Source organism: Pelomicrobium sp. (assembly GCF_036803785.1).
Lineage (GTDB): Bacteria > Pseudomonadota > Gammaproteobacteria > Burkholderiales > UBA6910 > Pelomicrobium.
The window spans coordinates 1-16,036 of record NZ_DAIRTR010000075.1; the positions used below are offsets into that span (position 1 = coordinate 1).

Genomic DNA, 16,036 nt, shown 5'->3' on the forward strand with positions numbered 1-16,036 from the left:
TTCAGCCCATAACGCACAAACCCAGAATTTCGTCGAGACCTTTTGCAGAGATTCCTTAGACAAACTTGGCACATCACGCAACCCTGGTGGCAGGCCCTGAGCAACATCCGGCACGCCCGTCGCCCACGGGGCCTGCAAATGGGGGGTTCAAATGAGCAAATCTTGGGAGATCGGGAACATGGACGCTACCCTCGAGCCGTCGCCGCTCCCCGGCACCATCGCCGAAGCGGCATACCGCCTGCGCACGGGCACATTGACGGCGACAGACCTCGCCCGTGCCTGCCTGGAGGGCATCGCACGCCTGGAACACCGGCTCAAGGCCTTCATCACGGTCACGGAAGACGAGGCGCTGGAAGCAGCGGAAACCCTGGAGGCCGAACTTAAGCAAGGCAAGGATCGCGGTCCCCTGCACGGCATTCCCATCGTCCACAAAGATCTGTACGACACGGCTGGCGTGCTGACCACTATCGGCTCGGAGCTCTTCCGCCAGCGTGTTCCCCGAGAAGACGCTACAGTGGTGCGTAAGCTCAAGGTGGCCGGTACCGTGATGCTGGGCAAGACCAATCTGAGCGAGTTTGCCGCCGGCACTTCAGGGACGAACAGAGCCTTCGGCGACACGGCCAATCCCTGGGACCTCGCCCGCTCAGCCGGCGGTTCTTCCAGCGGTACGGCGGCGGCAGTCGCGGCCGGTCTGTGCCTGGGGGGCACGGGATCGGACACCGGCGGCTCGATCCGCATTCCCGCGAGCTGGTCAGGCATCGTGGGCCTGCGGCCCACCTTTGGGCTGGTGAGCTTGCACGGCTGCCATCCCCGCGCCTACAGCCTGGACTGCGGCGGCCCCCTGGCGCGCACGGTGGCCGACGTGGCGATCTTGCTTAACGCCATGGTGGGTTATGACCCGCGATACAGACACTCGATCCGCGCTCCCAAGGTGGATTACACCGCCCATCTGGGTAAAGGTGTGAAGGGACTGCGTTTGGGAATCGTCGAGGGCTATACCTTTCGCGACGTAGACCAGGAAGTGGGGGATGCGATACAGGCAGCAGCGGATCGTCTCGCGGAACTAGGCGCGCAGGTGAAGACCGTGGGGGTTCCCGTGCTGAACGATCCTGCGGGGCATTCGTCCTTGCTGGACGTGCTGCTCTACGAATTCAACCAGATCCTCGGCGCGCAGTACCGAGCGATTGAAAACAAGGAAGAGATGTTCGAGCCTATCGTGCGTGCGAACATCCTCAGGGGCGAGGCGATCTCCCGGGAAACCTATGAAAAGCTTCTCGCCGAGCGACCCAAACGGATGGCAGCAATGAAGGTGGTCTTCAGAGAAGTGGATGCCTTGCTCACCCCCACGACACCGACGGTGGCACCGCCCCTCGACGCGGACCCCGAGGTATTCGATCGCGCGCGCCGGTTCAACCTACCCGTCAGCTTTCTGGGGCTACCCGCTTTGTCCGTGCCCTGCGGTTTCAGTGCCGCGGGGCTGCCCATCGGGTTGCAGCTCGTCGCCGACACGCTCCAGGAGGCTTTGCTGTTGCGAATCGCCGCGGCGTATGAAGAGGCTACCCGATTCTATCGGAGACGGCCGTCAGTGCACATCGCTCGCGAGCCGGAGGCTTACACCTGACAGTCGCCGAGGGTCATTGAAATGGAGCCATGCCCGAACGTTCCTGGCGATGCCACACCGCTTCTCGCCTTCGCGCCAAGCGGGGTCCCTCACGAAGCAAGTAGTCGAACCAACACGAATCCGCCCACGAGTATGGCGTTGATCGCCCAGGCGACGGTGAGCCAGCGGGCCATGATGCCGTAGAGGTCGTCTTCGCCGCGACGCGCGGCACAGCGCCATACCGATACCAGGATCCATGCGGTATAAACAAAGAGGGCAGCAATTGCACCCGCGAGGCTTCTCTCGCCGATTCGTCCGGTGGCGGCTGCCCAAGCCACCAACGCGATGGCCAGGGTGCTAGGAATCACCCCGTAGAGCCAGAAGACCCGGGCAAGGCTGCCTTCCCCCTTCCAATAGCGAATAAGGAAAAACCTGCCCATTCCGCCGCCGTTCACTGCACCAGTGGTGTTTCCGTAGCCCGCAAATCAATACCGACGATGTCCGCCTGCCCGGCCAGCAGTTGCACATACTGAGCAAGCGCCCGCCGGAACACGCTTTCGCGCAGGTAGTCGGCGATCAGCGGATAGGCCTCATCGAACGTGAGCGGCCGGCCGGACTCGCACGCTTCCAAGAGAATGATGTGGTAGCCGTAACGCGTCTCCACGGGCCGATGGCTCAACTCCCCCGGCTGCATCCCCGCTAGGGCGCGTTCGAACTCAGGCACGGTTTCACCGCGACGGACGCGACCCATGCGCCCCCCCTGGGTGCGGGAGGGGCAGGCGGAAAAGCGCTGCGCCAACTCGGGAAAGCGGCGCGGCTCAGCCTGCAACTCGGCCAACAGCTGACGCGCCCGCGCCTCGGCCATGTCCCGCGCGTGGGGGGCATCGGGCGGTGCTGGGATCAGGATATGGGACACCGTGTATACGTCTGGTGTGCGCAACTGAGCGCGGTTGTTCTCGTAATAGCGAAGGCAGCTATCACGATCCGGCTCAGGCACTCGGACTTCCCGCTCGATTAGCTGCCGTATCAGGGCTTCCGCCTCGTCCTCGCCCGGCTCGGGGACCGGCGCTAGGCCCAAGCGCGCTGCCCGGTCCAGAAGCAGCTCGCGGATCGCGAGAGCGCGGGCGGCGGACTCCCGCGCTTCCTCGACCGAAGCCGCTGGATGGTACTGCATCTCCCGGTAGACCGCGTCCTCGCTGATCCTCCTGCCGTTGACTACGATGTCCATGGCTGCTTCCTCAACGGCTGCGCACGATCTGATAGGGGCGCAGCAGATACTGCCAGGGCCAGCTCCAAATGTGTACCAGCCGGCTGAACGGAAAGGCAGCGAACATGATCAGGCCGAGAAACACGTGGAGCCTATAAGGCCATGGCACGCCGACCATGTACTGCCAAGCATCGCTGCGGAATGTGACGATGTGCTGTGCCCATTCAGCCAATTGGATGACGAGGGCGCCGTCGAGATGGTGGACAGAAACGGTGATGGTGTACAAGCCCGTAAGCAGCTGCAAGGCGAGCAGCAGGATGATGAAGGTGTCCATGGGGGCGCTGTTGATGCGCACGGCAGTCACGAACAGCCGTCGCCAAAGGATGATCAGGATGCCGACAAGGCAAACTAGGCCGAAGATGCCGCCGGCGATCATGGCCAGGAGCTGCTTGGCAGGAGGGCTGATGCCGATAGCGTCTAAGACCGCTTTCGGAGTAAGCAGCCCGATCAGATGCCCGAAGAACAGTGCCAGGATGCCGGCGTGAAACAGGATATTGCCCACCCGGTAGACGCGGGTGTTATGCAGGATCTGGCTCGACATGGTGCGCCAGGTGTATTGGCCGCGCTCGTAGCGCAGGATGCTACCCAGGATGAAGACAGTGCCGGACAAATAAGGACCAACACCAAACACGAGTTGAGTCGTGTAATCCATAGCCGTTGTCTCCCTCGCCTACTCCTTGCTTCCGGATACCGGAGTGCCATGCGCTTCGCTCAGATTCCAGCGGACCGGCTGGGCACCGCCTGCGTATGGTGTGCCGCGGGAGTGCCCCGGCGCTCTCTCTGCCTGGAGAAAGGTCACGGCCTCCTCCATCCAGATCTCGTCGAGGCGGGTAATGCTCTCATCCGGACCCTCCTCAGCGGCTTGCCGGCGCAGCCGCTCTGCCTCCTCCGCCGGTCCGGCGATCGCCTCCAGGGCATCGAAGAGAGCCGCGTAGGGGCTGCCGCGGGCGTGCAGCCGGGCACCCATCAGGGTGAGCACCGGCATGCACTCTGCGAGCAGCGCACGCGCCTCGGCAAGCGGCAGCTGCGCGGCGAATTCCAGCACCAGGGGGAGGTAGTCCGGCAGTTCGCGCGCCGCAAGGGTGAAGCCGGCGTCCTCGTACTGCCGCAGTAGATGGACCATGGCCGGACCGCGTTCGCGCGAATCGCCGTGGGTGTGCTCGAAAAGGTGTAGGGAGAGCTTGCAGCCGCGGTCGAACAGCCCCACGTAGGTTTCCTGCAGCTCCAGGAGGCTCTGCCCGCGCATCCAATCGATTAGCGCCAGCACTGGCGTCTGCTGGGCGGGCGTGAGCAACGCTTCGCTCCGAAGCGCATCGCCCAGCTCATCGAGTGCCCGGTACACGGCAGCACTGGGATAGCCGAGCAGGATCGAGAGCACCTTGAACGTCTGCATGGGCTCACCTCCCGGTTGAGCGCCTGGGCTCCACCCGAATGGGAAAATACTTGCGCTTGGTCGTAGGCTTTCCGCCAAACACGTCCGCATCCCGCGTCTCGCCCCCGCAGCCGGCTCCGAAGGAGAAGCCACAACCGCCACGCTCGCTGATGGCATCATAGATGTCCTTCGAGTACTCCCGCTTGCCAGTCGGGATCACGAAGCGATCTTCGAAGTCGGCGATAGCCAGGTAGCGGTACATCTCGTTGACTTGCGCCTCGGTGAGGCCCACGCGCTCCAGGACCTCGGTGTTGACGCGGCCTTCCACGTGTTTGTCACGCATGTAGACGCGCATCGCCAGCATACGTTCCAGTGCTTGTACGATCGGCTTCTCGTCGCCGGCGGTAAGCATGTTGGCGAGATAGCGCATCGGGATGCGCAACGACTCAATATCGGGAAAGATGCCATTGCGGCCGATTTTCCCTGCTTCGGCAGCAGCCTGGATGGGCGATAGCGGCGGGATGTACCAGACCATGGGCAAGGTGCGGTACTCCGGATGGAGGGGGAAGGCAAGCCTCCACTCCACCGCCATCTTGTAGACCGGCGAGCGCTGCGCCGCCTCCAGCCAGTTGTCTGGAATACCCTGGCGGCGCGCTTCAGCGATCACTCCGGGATCGTACGGATTGAGGAAGATGTCGAGCTGCGCTTGATAGAGTCCACGCTCATCGGGCACGCTGGCGGCCGTCTCGATCCGGTCGGCATCATATAGGATCACACTGAGATAGCGGATGCGCCCGACGCAAGTCTCGGAACACACCGTGGGCAGACCGACCTCGATGCGCGGGTAGCAGAAGATGCACTTCTCGGACTTGCCGGATTTCCAGTTGTAGTAGATCTTCTTGTACGGGCACCCGGAGACGCACATGCGCCAGCCGCGGCAGCGCTCCTGGTCGATCAAGACGACGCCGTCTTCCTCCCGCTTGTAGATCGCCCCGCTCGGGCAGGCGGCGAGGCAAGAGGGATTGAGACAATGCTCGCACAACCGGGGTAGGTACATCATGAAGGTGTTCTCGAACTGGCCGTAGATCTCCTTCTGCACCCCTTCGAAGTTGTAGTCCTTGGAGCGGTGCTCGAACTCGGTGCCGAGAATCTCCTCCCAGTTAGGACCCCACTCGACTTTGTTCATCAATTGCCCGGAGATCAAGGAATAGGGCCGCGCCTGAGGCATGTTGTCCGATTCGGGAGCCTCCTGCAGGGTGGCGTAGTCGTAGTCCCAGGGCTCGTAGTAGTCCTGGATCGAGGGCATGTCTGGGTTGGAGAACAGGTTGCCGATCACCCGCCACTTGCCGCCGATGCGTGGCCGGATGCGGCCGTCTTCGCTTCGCAGCCAGCCGCCGCGCCAACGCTTCTGATTCTCCCAATCCTTTGGATAGCCGATGCCCGGCTTGGTCTCCACGTTGTTGTACCAGGCGTACTCCATGCCTTCCCGGCTGGTCCACACGTTCTTGCAGGTAATCGAACAGGTATGGCAGCCGATACACTTGTCCAAGTTGAGGACCTTACCGATTTGCGCCCGGATTCGCATTTACTTGCCCTCCCCGACTTGCTTCACGAGGATGTGCGGCGAAGCGCCGCCCAGCCAGTCGACCTTGTTCATGCGCCGCAAGATGACGAATTCGTCCCGGTTGGAACCCACCGTGCCATAGTAATTGAAGCCATAGCTCAATTGGGCGTAGCCGCCGATCATATGGGTCGGCTTCAGGACAGTGCGGGTGACCGAGTTGTGGATGCCGCCGCGGCGGCCGGTCATCTCCGAGCCAGGCGTATGCACCAACTTCTCCTGGGCGTGGTACATCATGGCCATGCCCTCGGGAATACGCTGGGAGACCACCGCGCGGGCGGTAATGGCCCCGTTTACGTTGTACGCCTCGATCCAGTCGTTGTCCCGGATCCCGGCCCTCTTCGCGTCCGCCTCCGAGATCCAGATGATCGGCCCACCGCGGGACAGGGTGAGCATGAGCAGGTTATCGGTATAGGTCGAGTGAATACCCCATTTCTGATGCGGTGTAATGAAGTTGAGCACAATCTCCGGGTTACCGTTGGGATGGCGGCCTTTGATCGGTGTAACGGTTTTAGTGTCAACCGGCGGGCGATAGGCGCACAGGGCCTCGCCGAAGGCACGCATCCAGGGATGGTCTTGGTAGAACTGTTGGCGCCCGCTCAAGGTGCGCCATGGGATTAACTCGTGGACGTTGGTATAGTTCGAGGTATAGGAGACGTGTTCGGACTCGAGTCCGCTCCAGATCGGCGAGGAAATAATCTTCCGAGGCTGGGCGAGGAGGTCTCGGAAGCGAATTTTCTCCTCCTGCTTGGGCCGGGCGAGATGGGTATGATCGCGCCCAGTCACTGCGGACAGAGCAGCCCAGGCCTTGAGTGCGACTTCGCCGTTAGTCTCAGGAGCGAGCATGAGGACGGTCTCACAAGCGGCAATGGGATTGTCAAGACGCGGTCGCCCTGCGCTTACCGATCCGTCCTGGTCCACTGTCCGGTTGAGGGCGGCGAGTTTCTTCACTTCCTCTTTAGTGTCCCAGGTGATGCCCTTGCCGCCATTACCGAGGATCTCGAGCAGCGGCCCGAGTGAAGTGAACTTGTGATAGGTGTTGGGGTAGTCCCGCTCCACCACCGCCAGGGCTGGCATGGTCTTGCCAGGTATGGGCTCGCACTCGCCTTTCTTCCAATCCTTTACCTCGAACGGTTGCGCCAGCTCGGCGGGTGAGTCGTGCAACAGGGGCACGGCCACTAGATCCCTCTCCACTCCCAAATGACCGATCGCCACTTGCGAGAACTTACGGGCGATGGCCTGGTAGATTTCCCAGTCGCTCCTCGATTCCCAGACCGGGTCCACCGCCTTGGACAAGGGATGGATGAAGGGATGCATATCGGAAGTGTTGAGGTCGTCCTTCTCGTACCAAGTGGCGGTGGGCAATACGATGTCGGAGTAAAGGCAGGTGGTGGACATGCGAAAGTCCAGAGTCACGAGCAGGTCGAGCTTGCCCTCAACCGGCTTATCGCGCCAGAGCACTTCTTCGGGTTTCTGCTCGCCTTCACCCTTGCCCAGGTCCAGCCCCAGGATCCCGTGCTGGCTCTGTGCCCCTAGAAGATACTTGAGGAAGTACTCGTGACCCTTACCGGAGGCGCCCAGCAGGTTCGAGCGCCAGATGAAGAGGTTGCGCGGGTAATTGTTGGGGCCGTCTGGATCCTCACTAGCGAAGCTGAGGCTGCCATCCTTCAAGCTCTGCACCACGTAATCCCTTGGGTTTAAGCCCTTGGCTTCGGCTTCTCGTACCACAGCGAGGGGGTTACGCGAGAACTGGGGGGCACTAGGCAGCCAGCCCATACGTTCGGCGCGAACGTTGAAATCGATCAAGCTGCCGCTAAATCGACTCGGATCGGCCAGCGGTGAAAGAATTTCTTGCACCTTGAGCTTTTCGTAGCGCCATTGGTTGGAATGCTGGTAGAAGAACGAGGTGGAGTTCATCTGCCGCGGCGGCCGGTACCAGTCCAGGGCGAAGGCAACGGGCAGCCAGCCGGTCTGAGGACGCAACTTCTCCTGCCCTACGTAGTGAGCCCAGCCGCCGCCGCTCTGGCCGCAACAACCGCACAACAGCAGCAGGTTGATGATGCCTCGGTAGCTCATGTCCATGTGGTACCAGTGGTTCAGCCCGGCGCCGAGGATCACCATGGACCTGCCACGGGTTTTGTGGGCATTGTCGGCAAACTGGCGGGCGACGACGATCACCCGGTCGCGGGGCACCCCGGTGATGCGTTCCTGCCAGGCGGGTGTATAGGGGACGTCCTCGTCGTAGCTCCTGGCCACGTTGTCCCCACCCAACCCCCGGTCGATCCCGTAGTTGGCGCACAGCAGATCGAACACAGTTGCAACCCACGCCTGCTCGCCACCGGCGAGCTGAACCCGCCGTGCGGGAACCTGGCGCTCCAGGATTTCATCATGGTCGGTATGCGCCCAGTGCTGGCTCGACCGTCGGCCACCGCCGAAATAAGGAAACGCAACGGGGAGCGTTTGGTCGCGCCCTTGGAGCAGACTCAGGCACGGCTTGATCTCCCGGCCGTCGCGGGCATCCCTGGATTCTAGATTCCATTTACCTTTGGGATCCTCGCCCCAGCGGAAACCGATGCTGCCGTGGGGTACCACCAGCTCGCCGCTCTCCTCGTCAAAGCAAATGGTCTTCCACTCGGGATTGTGCGTCTGACCTAGGGCATCGGCGAAGTCGCTCGCACGCAAGGTGCGGCCGGGTACCCAATGACCGTCGTGCCGCTCCAGCCGCACCAGCATCGGCAGATCCGTGTAGCGACGCACATAGTCGTCGAAATATTCGCTTTTGTCCTCGAGATGCCACTCCTTAATGATCACGTGGCCCATGGCGAGGGCAAGCGCCGCATCCGTGCCCTGCTTGGGGTTGAGCCAGAGGTCGCCGAACTTGCTGGCCTCCGAATAGTCCGGGGAGATCACTACGGTTTTGGTGCCCCGGTAGCGCACCTCGGTCATGAAGTGAGCGTCAGGCGAGCGGGTCTGAGGAACGTTGGAGCCCCACATGATGATGAAACTGGAGTTGTACCAGTCGGCCGATTCCGGCACGTCGGTCTGCTCACCCCAAGTCTGTGGGCTGGAAGGCGGCAGATCGCAGTACCAATCGTAGAAGCTCAGACACACCCCGCCGATTAGGGAGAGATAGCGGGTGCCAGCAGCGTAGGAGATCATGGACATGGCTGGAATGGGCGAGAAGCCGGCCACCCGGTCCGGGCCGTACTGCTTAATGGTGTACACATTGGCCGCGGCTATTATCTCAGTGGCCTCCTCCCAGTCGACCCGCACGAAACCGCCCATCCCGCGCCTGCTCTTGTATTCCTTGGCCTGCGTCGGATCTTCCACGATGGATTGCCAGGCAAGCACCGGGTCCGAGTGCCGGGCCTTAGCCTCGCGCCAGAGCTTGAGCAGCCGTCCGCGGATCATCGGATACTTCAAACGGTTGGCGCTGTACAGGTACCAGGAATAGCTGGCACCGCGGGGACAGCCGCGGGGCTCGTGATTGGGCAGATCTGCCCGGGTACGGGGATAGTCAGTCTGCTGAATCTCCCAGGTGACCAGGCCGTTTTTGACAAAGATCTTCCAACTACAGGCTCCAGTGCAGTTGACCCCATGGGTTGAGCGCACCACTTTGTCGCTTTGATGACGCTGCCGGTAGGCATCCTCCCAACGGCGGCTCTCATGGGTGAGCACGCCGTGCCCGCCGGAGAAAGGCTCCTTCTTGCGGCGGAAGTACAGGAGACGATCGAGAATCTCGCTCATACCTTTGCTCCTTTCTCTTCTCTTGAGTAGCCCACGCTGCGCTTTTCAGCAAGGTATCTCGGCGCCGCGCCGGGCGTAATACCACCACGTGAGCGCCACGCACGTGAGATAAAAGACGATGAACACCCATAGTGCCCCGCCCGGCTCACCGGTCAAGCTGATGGATGCCCCGTAGCTGCTGGGGATGAAGAAAGCGCCATAGGCACCGATGGCGGAAGTGAAGCCCAGCACTGCCGCCGCTTCTTTGCCTGCCTCGACGGCCGCCGCTTGCTTCGCCTCGGGACCGGCAGCGTTGCGCTGGTGCAGAGTCAGGAATATCAGCGGGACCATGCGGAAGGTGGAGCCGTTGCCGATCCCGCTGACCAGGAAAAGCAGCATGAAGGTGGTGAAAAACCCCCAGAAGGAAGCCCCTTGGCCCTGCCCCAACAGGAGAATGGCCCCGAACGCCGCGAGCGCCATAACGACGAAAGCCCACAATGTTACGCGCGCTCCGCCGAATCTGTCCCCCAGCCAACCACCAAGCGGGCGGCTCAGGGCGCCTATCAGTGGCCCGAGAAAAACGTAGCGCGCCGGATTGATCTCGGAAAACTGGAGCTGCATCAACAGCGGGAAGCCGGCGGAGAAACCGATGAAGGAGCCGAAGGTCCCCAGATACAGCCAGCACATGATCCAGGTGTGCTTGCGCCGGAAGATCACCGCCTGCTCGCGCAGAGAAGCCCGGGCGCTGGCGATATCGTTCATGCCGAGCCAGGCCGCCAATGCGGCAACTCCGATCAAGGGCACCCAGACGAACCCGGCGTTCTGGAGCCAGATCGGCCGATTGCCATCGTCCCTGAGTAGCAGGGGCTCGCCGCCAAAGACGCCAGCGGTAATGACCACCGGCACCAGGAACTGGGCGGCGGACACACCGAGGTTGCCAAGACCAGCGTTGAGGCCGAGCGCTGTTCCTTTCTCCCGCTTGGGAAAGAAGAAGGAGATGTGGGCCATGCTGGAGGCAAAATTGCCACCGCCTAGGCCGCACAGCACCGCCAGCCCGGCCATGACCCAGAAGGGAGTCTCGGGGTTCTGCACGGCGACCCCCATTCCGAAGGCTGGCAGCAACAGGGAGGCAGTGGAAAGTGCTGTCCAGCGTCACCCACCGAAGAGGGGTACCATGAACGAGTAGAAAATGCGAAAGGTCGCGCCGGAAAGCCCAGGCAATGCCGCCAGCCAGAAGAGTTGGTCCCTGGTGTAGGGAAAGCCGACGGCTGGCAGATAGACCACCACCACGCTCCACAGCATCCAGACGGCGAAGGCAAGCAGCAGGCAGGCGATGGAAATCCACAGATTGCGCCGCGCGATGGTCTTGCCTTCCCGCATCCAGAAAACATCGTTTTCCGGATCCCAATCGATCAGAAGGCGGCCACGACGGCTCATCTACGGCTCTCACCCCAGGGCAGTGGACGGCACGACTGGCCGAGCTGGGGCTGCTCCCGACGCCGCCCGCGGCAACCCGTGATCCCAAGACGCGTGAAAAGCACCCATCGCGACAAGCGCAGGATCGGATTGCAGAGCAGCACCATCCGATACCCTGGTTTGCGATTCACTACAGCGAAACGCGCCACAAACTTGCGCCGCGGCACCGCCGATTCCCGGGCTTCACGCGCGCAAAGAAAGTACCCTCCCCCGCACGGTTAAGCGGGCAATCTCTGAATCGACAAGAGGCGCTTCCTTCCCTGGCGAGACAACCTTGCGCCTCCTTCGTCCGCCATTGGCCAAAACCAACAGCACTCAACGCTCGCTGCTACTCATTCTTCCGCAATGCCAGCATTTCCCGAAGGGTTCCCCGAGACCCGGCTGCGCACGCCGTGCGGGTCGCAGCTTCCTATCCATGCCGGGCGTGACGAGACGTTTTGGGCAGCCCCCAGACCGAGTTCCTCGCTATCAGATCACATAAAAAGGATGCCGTGCAATAGGCCGTCAGTTCGCGGGATTTCATGACTGCACCATTGTCCGCAGCAGTTCCCGCTCTTCCAGAATACGCTCTTGCGTTGGAGGAGGCAACCGGCATGCAGCCTACTCGACGAGAACGCCCCCGCTCGAGGCAGATTGTCCGAGTAGGTCCGTTATCCATTTAGAATGGCGCGCGAGATCGTCTAACCCGGCTCTCGGTGAGCTTCGGTAAGCCCTTCCTCTCGATCATGGTTCGCACCTCTTACTGCAGCGCCGCGTCCCTGTCACACGTTAAAACGGAAGTGGATCACGTCGCCTTCCTGGACCACGTAGTCCTTGCCTTCCAGGCGGAGCTTGCCCGCTTCCCTAGCCCCTTGCTCGCCACCGCAAGCGATGAAATCGGTGAAAGCGATCACCTCGGCGCGGATGAAGCCGCGCTCGAAGTCGCTGTGGATGACCCCCGCCGCCCGGGGTGCGGTGTCGCCTCGATGGATGGTCCATGCGCGCACTTCCTTCGGTCCAGCGGTGAAGAAGGTCTGCAGTCCGAGGAGTGCGTAGGCGCTGCGAATCAGGCGGTTTAAGCCCGGCTCCTCCAAGCCCAGATCGGCAAGAAAGAGCTTTTTGTCCTCCTCGGGCAGGTCGGCGATCTGGGCTTCGAGGGCCGCGCACACGGGCACCACGGGCGAGCCCTCTTTCGCCGCATAGACTTCCAGCCGCTGCAGCAGGGGGTTGTCGCCAAATCCGTGCTCGTCCACGTTGGCCACGTAGAGCACAGGCTTCAAGGTGAGCAGGCACAGGGGCTTGATCCGCTCTCGCTCTTCCGGAGTGAGATTCAGGGTACGGGCCGGCAAACCCCGGTCTAGATGGGCCTCGAGCCGCTCCAGCACCGCCACCTGGGCACGAGCCTCCTTGTCCCCCGCGTTGGCTGGCTTCTGGTAGCGAGCAAGCGCCTTGCCCACGGTGGCCAGGTCTGCCAGGGCGAGCTCCGTATGGATGGTTTCCACGTCGGCAACCGAGTCCACCCGTCCCATCACGTGGGTTACGTTTTCGTTTTCGAAACAGCGCACCACGTGGGCGATGGCGTCGGTCTCACGAATGTGGGCGAGGAACTGATTGCCGAGCCCCTCGCCCTTGGAGGCCCCCGCCACCAGCCCTGCAATGTCGACGAATTCCACGATGGCCGGCACCACCCTCTGGGGCTTGACGATGGCGGCAAGCTGGGCAAGCCGAGGGTCCGGTACCTCCACCACCCCCACGTTGGGGTCGATGGTGCAGAAAGGGTAGTTCTCCGCCGGGATGGACGCCCGGGTGAGGGCGTTGAACAGAGTGGACTTACCCACGTTGGGCAGTCCCACGATACCGCACTTGAGTCCCATCGATGAATCCAGCCATAGAGAAGCGAGGCAATGGGGGGCAGGAGAAACGAGCGGCAAAGGGCCGCCCGCCGGCACTTACGCCTCCCGCTTGGGCACTTTCGTATGGAGCTTTAGCATGGCCGCTTCCATCTGCCCGCGGGCGATCAGGGGCCACACGTCTAGGCCCCGCGCCATCGCCTCTTCAATGGCCATGCGCTCCTCGTGGAGCGGCGGGCTCAGCACGTAGGCCGCCACGTCGCTCCCCGGGCCCGGGTGCCCAATGCCGAGGCGTAGCCGCCAGAAATCCTGGGTCCCGAGCTGGGCGGCGATGTCCTTGAGCCCGTTGTGCCCTGCGACGCCGCCGCCGCGTTTGAGCTTGATCGTCCCCGGCGGAAAATCCAGCTCGTCATGGACCACCAGGATGTCTTCCGGGGCAATCCGGTAGAACCGGGCCAAGGCGCCCACCGCCCGGCCGCTCAGGTTCATGTAGGTCAACGGCTTGAGGAGCCACAGGTCCACATCTGTCTCGGTGACCCGGGCCACGGCGCCGTGGAATCGGGGCTCTTCCCGCCAGGCAGCGCGCGCGCGCTGCGCGATGCGCTCGACCCACCAGAAACCGGCGTTATGCCGGGTACCGGCGTATTGGGCGCCAGGGTTGCCAAGACCTACGACGAGCCGCATTGGGGTGCTCTCGATCGACGGCAACAAAAAGCCCGCCACGCCGCGTTACCGGTCCATGGCGGGCCCGGCGGCGGACGCGCCTCCGCCCACCATCAGGATTCTTTCTTTTCCTCTTTCTTCTCTGCGCCCACGAGCGGCACTTCCGCCGCCACTGGCGCTGCCGCCGCGGCTTCTTCCTCCACCGCACCCCGATGCACCAGGATGGTGGCTACCACCGGGTTGTCTCCCTTGTGGAGTGCCACCGCCTCCACGCCCTCGGGCAGCTTGACGTCCGCCAGATGGAGAGAATGTCCCACGGTCAGATGGCCCACGTCCACTTCGATGTACTCGGGCAGGTCCTTGGGCAGGCAGACCACGTCCACTTCCGTCATGACGTGGCTGACGATGCCGCCCGAGAGCTTGACGCCGGGGGCAATGTCGGCGTTCACGAAGTGCAGCGGCACCTTGACATGGATCTTCTGGTCCTGGGCCACCCGCTGGAAGTCCACGTGCAGCACCTGCTTCTTGAAGGGGTGCATCTGCACATCCCGCAACAGCACCTGTTCCTTCTTCCCCTCCAGATCCATGGTCAGAATGGAGGAATGGAATGCCTCGTGCTTGAGGTTATTCATCAGCGCCAGCTGATCCACCTGAATCGCGACGGCCGGCTCCCGGCCTCCGTAAAGAATGCCCGGCACCCAGCCGGCGCGGCGCAGGCGGCGGCTCGCACCCGTGCCCTGCTCCGTCCGCGCTTTCGCGCTCACTTCCATCTTCATTGCACTGCTCCCTTCAAAGGTTGCCCGCGACCAGGCAACGGTTGGTCAAGTGAATAGATACGGCCCCCCAGGGCCTGGCGGCCTTCTTGCTCTAGCGGTTCATTCCATGAACAGCGAGCTCACCGAGTCCTCGTTGCTGATGCGTAGCATAGTCTCGGCGAGAAGCCCCGCCACGGTGAGTTGGCGGATCTTGCTGCACTTCCGGGCGTCTTCCCGTAGCGGGATGGTGTCGGTCACCACCAGCTCGTCCAGCACCGACTGGCTGATCCGCTCCACCGCCCTGCCCGAGAGCACCGGGTGGGTACAATAGGCGAGCACCCGCTTCGCCCCATGATCTTTGAGCGCCTGGGCCGCCTCGCACAGGGTGTTGGCGGTATCCACCAGGTCGTCCATGATGACGCAGGTGCGCCCTTCCACTTCGCCGATGATATTCATCACCGTGGCCACGTTGGGCTTGGGCCGCCGCTTGTCGATGATGGCCAGATCCGATTCCAGGCGCTTCGCCACCGCTCGGGCCCGCACCACCCCGCCTACATCCGGCGACACCACCACCATGTCCTCGTAATCATGCTTCCACAAGTCACCGAGCAGGATGGGCGTGGCGTAGATGTTGTCCACCGGGATGTCGAAAAAGCCTTGAATCTGGTCCGAATGCAAATCCATGGTGAGCACCCGGTCCACGCCTGCGCTGGTCAGCATGTTGGCGATCATCTTGGCGGTGATGGGCACCCGAGCCGAGCGCGGGCGCCGATCCTGCCGCGCGTAGCCGAAGTAGGGGATCGCCGCCGTGATGCGGCCGGCGGAGGCGCGCTTGAGCGCATCCACCATGACCAGCACCTCCATCAGGTTGTCGTTGCTGGGCGGGCAGGTGGACTGGAGCACGAACACATCCTTGCCCCGCACATTCTCCAGAATCTCCACCATCACTTCGCCGTCGCTGAAGCGCCCCACGGTGGCCCTGCCCAGATGGATATTGAGGTGGCGCACCACGTCTTCGGCAAGCTTGGGATTGGCGTTGCCGGTAAACACCATCATGTCGGCGTAGGGCATAACCAGATCTCGGAATTTCAACGCTTGAGGACCGATCGCGGGTGGATAGACAGCAGCCTGCGGCGTCGGGGTGGAGAAGCCGAGCGCAGCGGTGTGGCTGGGGAGGTAGGATTCGAACCTACGAATGCCGGAATCAAAATCCGGTGCCTTACCACTTGGCGACTCCCCAGCGAAGACGGTCGGGGACCGAGCCGTGCCGGCCTGGCCAGCGCCGCATCGGGCACCGACGGTTTTCAGTCAGCGAAGTCGTGAAGCGGGTGCCGATCCAGGCCCCGGGCCACGAAGCCTTGCAGATCCCGGGGCCGCAAGTCCAACACGCGCCGCGCCTCGTCTTCCCGGTCGAATGCAGCGAACACGCATGCCCCCGACCCAGTAAGCCGCGCCTGGGCATGGCGCTCCAGCCAGCGCATGCAGGCATCGACCTGGGGAAACCGGCGCCGCACCACGGGTTCCAGATCGTTGCGCCCCCGCTCCACCGAAAAGGCGCTCATTTTGATGGGATTCGTGTCGCGTGTCAAATCGCTGCTCGCGAAAATTTCCGCCGTAGAGACAGCCACCTGCGGCACTAGCACCAGGTACCAGGCGGGCGGAAGGGGGATTTCCGTCAAACGCTCCCCCACCCCTTCCCCGAAGGCGCTGCGGCCGAAGACGAACGC

General features: G+C 62.7%; 14 protein-coding genes and 1 tRNA gene. 1 reads left to right on the top strand and 14 read right to left on the bottom strand.

Annotated features, from left to right (window positions below; genetic code table 11):
- Nucleotides 1–151: 151 nt before the first annotated feature.
- A complete protein-coding gene (locus V7Q81_RS09880; protein ID WP_333842654.1) occupies nt 152–1,621 on the top strand; it encodes an amidase in 1,470 nt (489 codons plus the stop codon).
- Between the two features lie 89 nt (nt 1,622–1,710).
- Here V7Q81_RS09880 and V7Q81_RS09885 read toward each other — a convergent pair whose 3' ends face one another.
- From V7Q81_RS09885 to V7Q81_RS09950, 14 genes are all read right to left on the bottom strand, one after another.
- Entirely contained in the window at nt 1,711–2,040 is a 330-nt protein-coding gene (locus V7Q81_RS09885) for a hypothetical protein (RefSeq protein ID WP_333842656.1), read from the bottom strand.
- An 11-nt stretch (nt 2,041–2,051) separates the two neighbouring features.
- A complete protein-coding gene (locus tag V7Q81_RS09890) occupies nt 2,052–2,828 on the bottom strand; it encodes a peptidylprolyl isomerase (protein WP_333842659.1) in 777 nt (258 codons plus the stop codon).
- 10 nt (nt 2,829–2,838) lie between these two features.
- Nucleotides 2,839–3,519 (bottom strand): respiratory nitrate reductase subunit gamma, encoded by a 681-nt coding sequence (narI, locus tag V7Q81_RS09895; RefSeq protein WP_333842661.1) that lies wholly within the window; start codon nt 3,517–3,519, stop codon nt 2,839–2,841.
- 18 nt (nt 3,520–3,537) lie between these two features.
- Entirely contained in the window at nt 3,538–4,260 is a 723-nt protein-coding gene (narJ, locus tag V7Q81_RS09900; protein WP_333842663.1) for a nitrate reductase molybdenum cofactor assembly chaperone, read from the bottom strand.
- 4 nt (nt 4,261–4,264) lie between these two features.
- On the bottom strand, nt 4,265–5,824 hold the full coding sequence (gene narH / locus V7Q81_RS09905; protein ID WP_333842665.1) for a nitrate reductase subunit beta: 1,560 nt from the start codon (nt 5,822–5,824) through the stop codon (nt 4,265–4,267).
- Entirely contained in the window at nt 5,825–9,607 is a 3,783-nt protein-coding gene (locus V7Q81_RS09910; RefSeq protein ID WP_333842668.1) for a nitrate reductase subunit alpha, read from the bottom strand.
- A 45-nt stretch (nt 9,608–9,652) separates the two neighbouring features.
- A complete protein-coding gene (locus tag V7Q81_RS09915) occupies nt 9,653–10,708 on the bottom strand; it encodes an MFS transporter (RefSeq protein WP_333842671.1) in 1,056 nt (351 codons plus the stop codon).
- Between the two features lie 30 nt (nt 10,709–10,738).
- The gene (locus tag V7Q81_RS09920) at nt 10,739–11,023 is read right to left on the bottom strand and encodes a hypothetical protein (RefSeq protein WP_333842674.1); all 285 of its coding nucleotides are present in this window, start codon (nt 11,021–11,023) and stop codon (nt 10,739–10,741) included.
- An 800-nt stretch (nt 11,024–11,823) separates the two neighbouring features.
- The gene (gene ychF / locus V7Q81_RS09925; protein ID WP_333842677.1) at nt 11,824–12,915 is read right to left on the bottom strand and encodes a redox-regulated ATPase YchF; all 1,092 of its coding nucleotides are present in this window, start codon (nt 12,913–12,915) and stop codon (nt 11,824–11,826) included.
- A gap of 75 nt (nt 12,916–12,990) precedes the next feature.
- Complete coding sequence (gene pth / locus V7Q81_RS09930; RefSeq protein ID WP_333842679.1) at nt 12,991–13,575, bottom strand: aminoacyl-tRNA hydrolase; 585 nt, start codon at nt 13,573–13,575, stop codon at nt 12,991–12,993.
- Nucleotides 13,576–13,667: 92 nt separating this feature from the next.
- On the bottom strand, nt 13,668–14,330 hold the full coding sequence (locus V7Q81_RS09935) for a 50S ribosomal protein L25/general stress protein Ctc (protein WP_333842682.1): 663 nt from the start codon (nt 14,328–14,330) through the stop codon (nt 13,668–13,670).
- A gap of 99 nt (nt 14,331–14,429) precedes the next feature.
- The gene (locus tag V7Q81_RS09940) at nt 14,430–15,380 is read right to left on the bottom strand and encodes a ribose-phosphate diphosphokinase (RefSeq protein WP_333842685.1); all 951 of its coding nucleotides are present in this window, start codon (nt 15,378–15,380) and stop codon (nt 14,430–14,432) included.
- A 94-nt stretch (nt 15,381–15,474) separates the two neighbouring features.
- A tRNA-Gln gene (locus V7Q81_RS09945) sits at nt 15,475–15,549 on the bottom strand.
- 64 nt (nt 15,550–15,613) lie between these two features.
- On the bottom strand, nt 15,614–16,036 hold a 423-nt coding region (locus V7Q81_RS09950), incomplete at its 5' end, for a 4-(cytidine 5'-diphospho)-2-C-methyl-D-erythritol kinase (protein ID WP_442954805.1).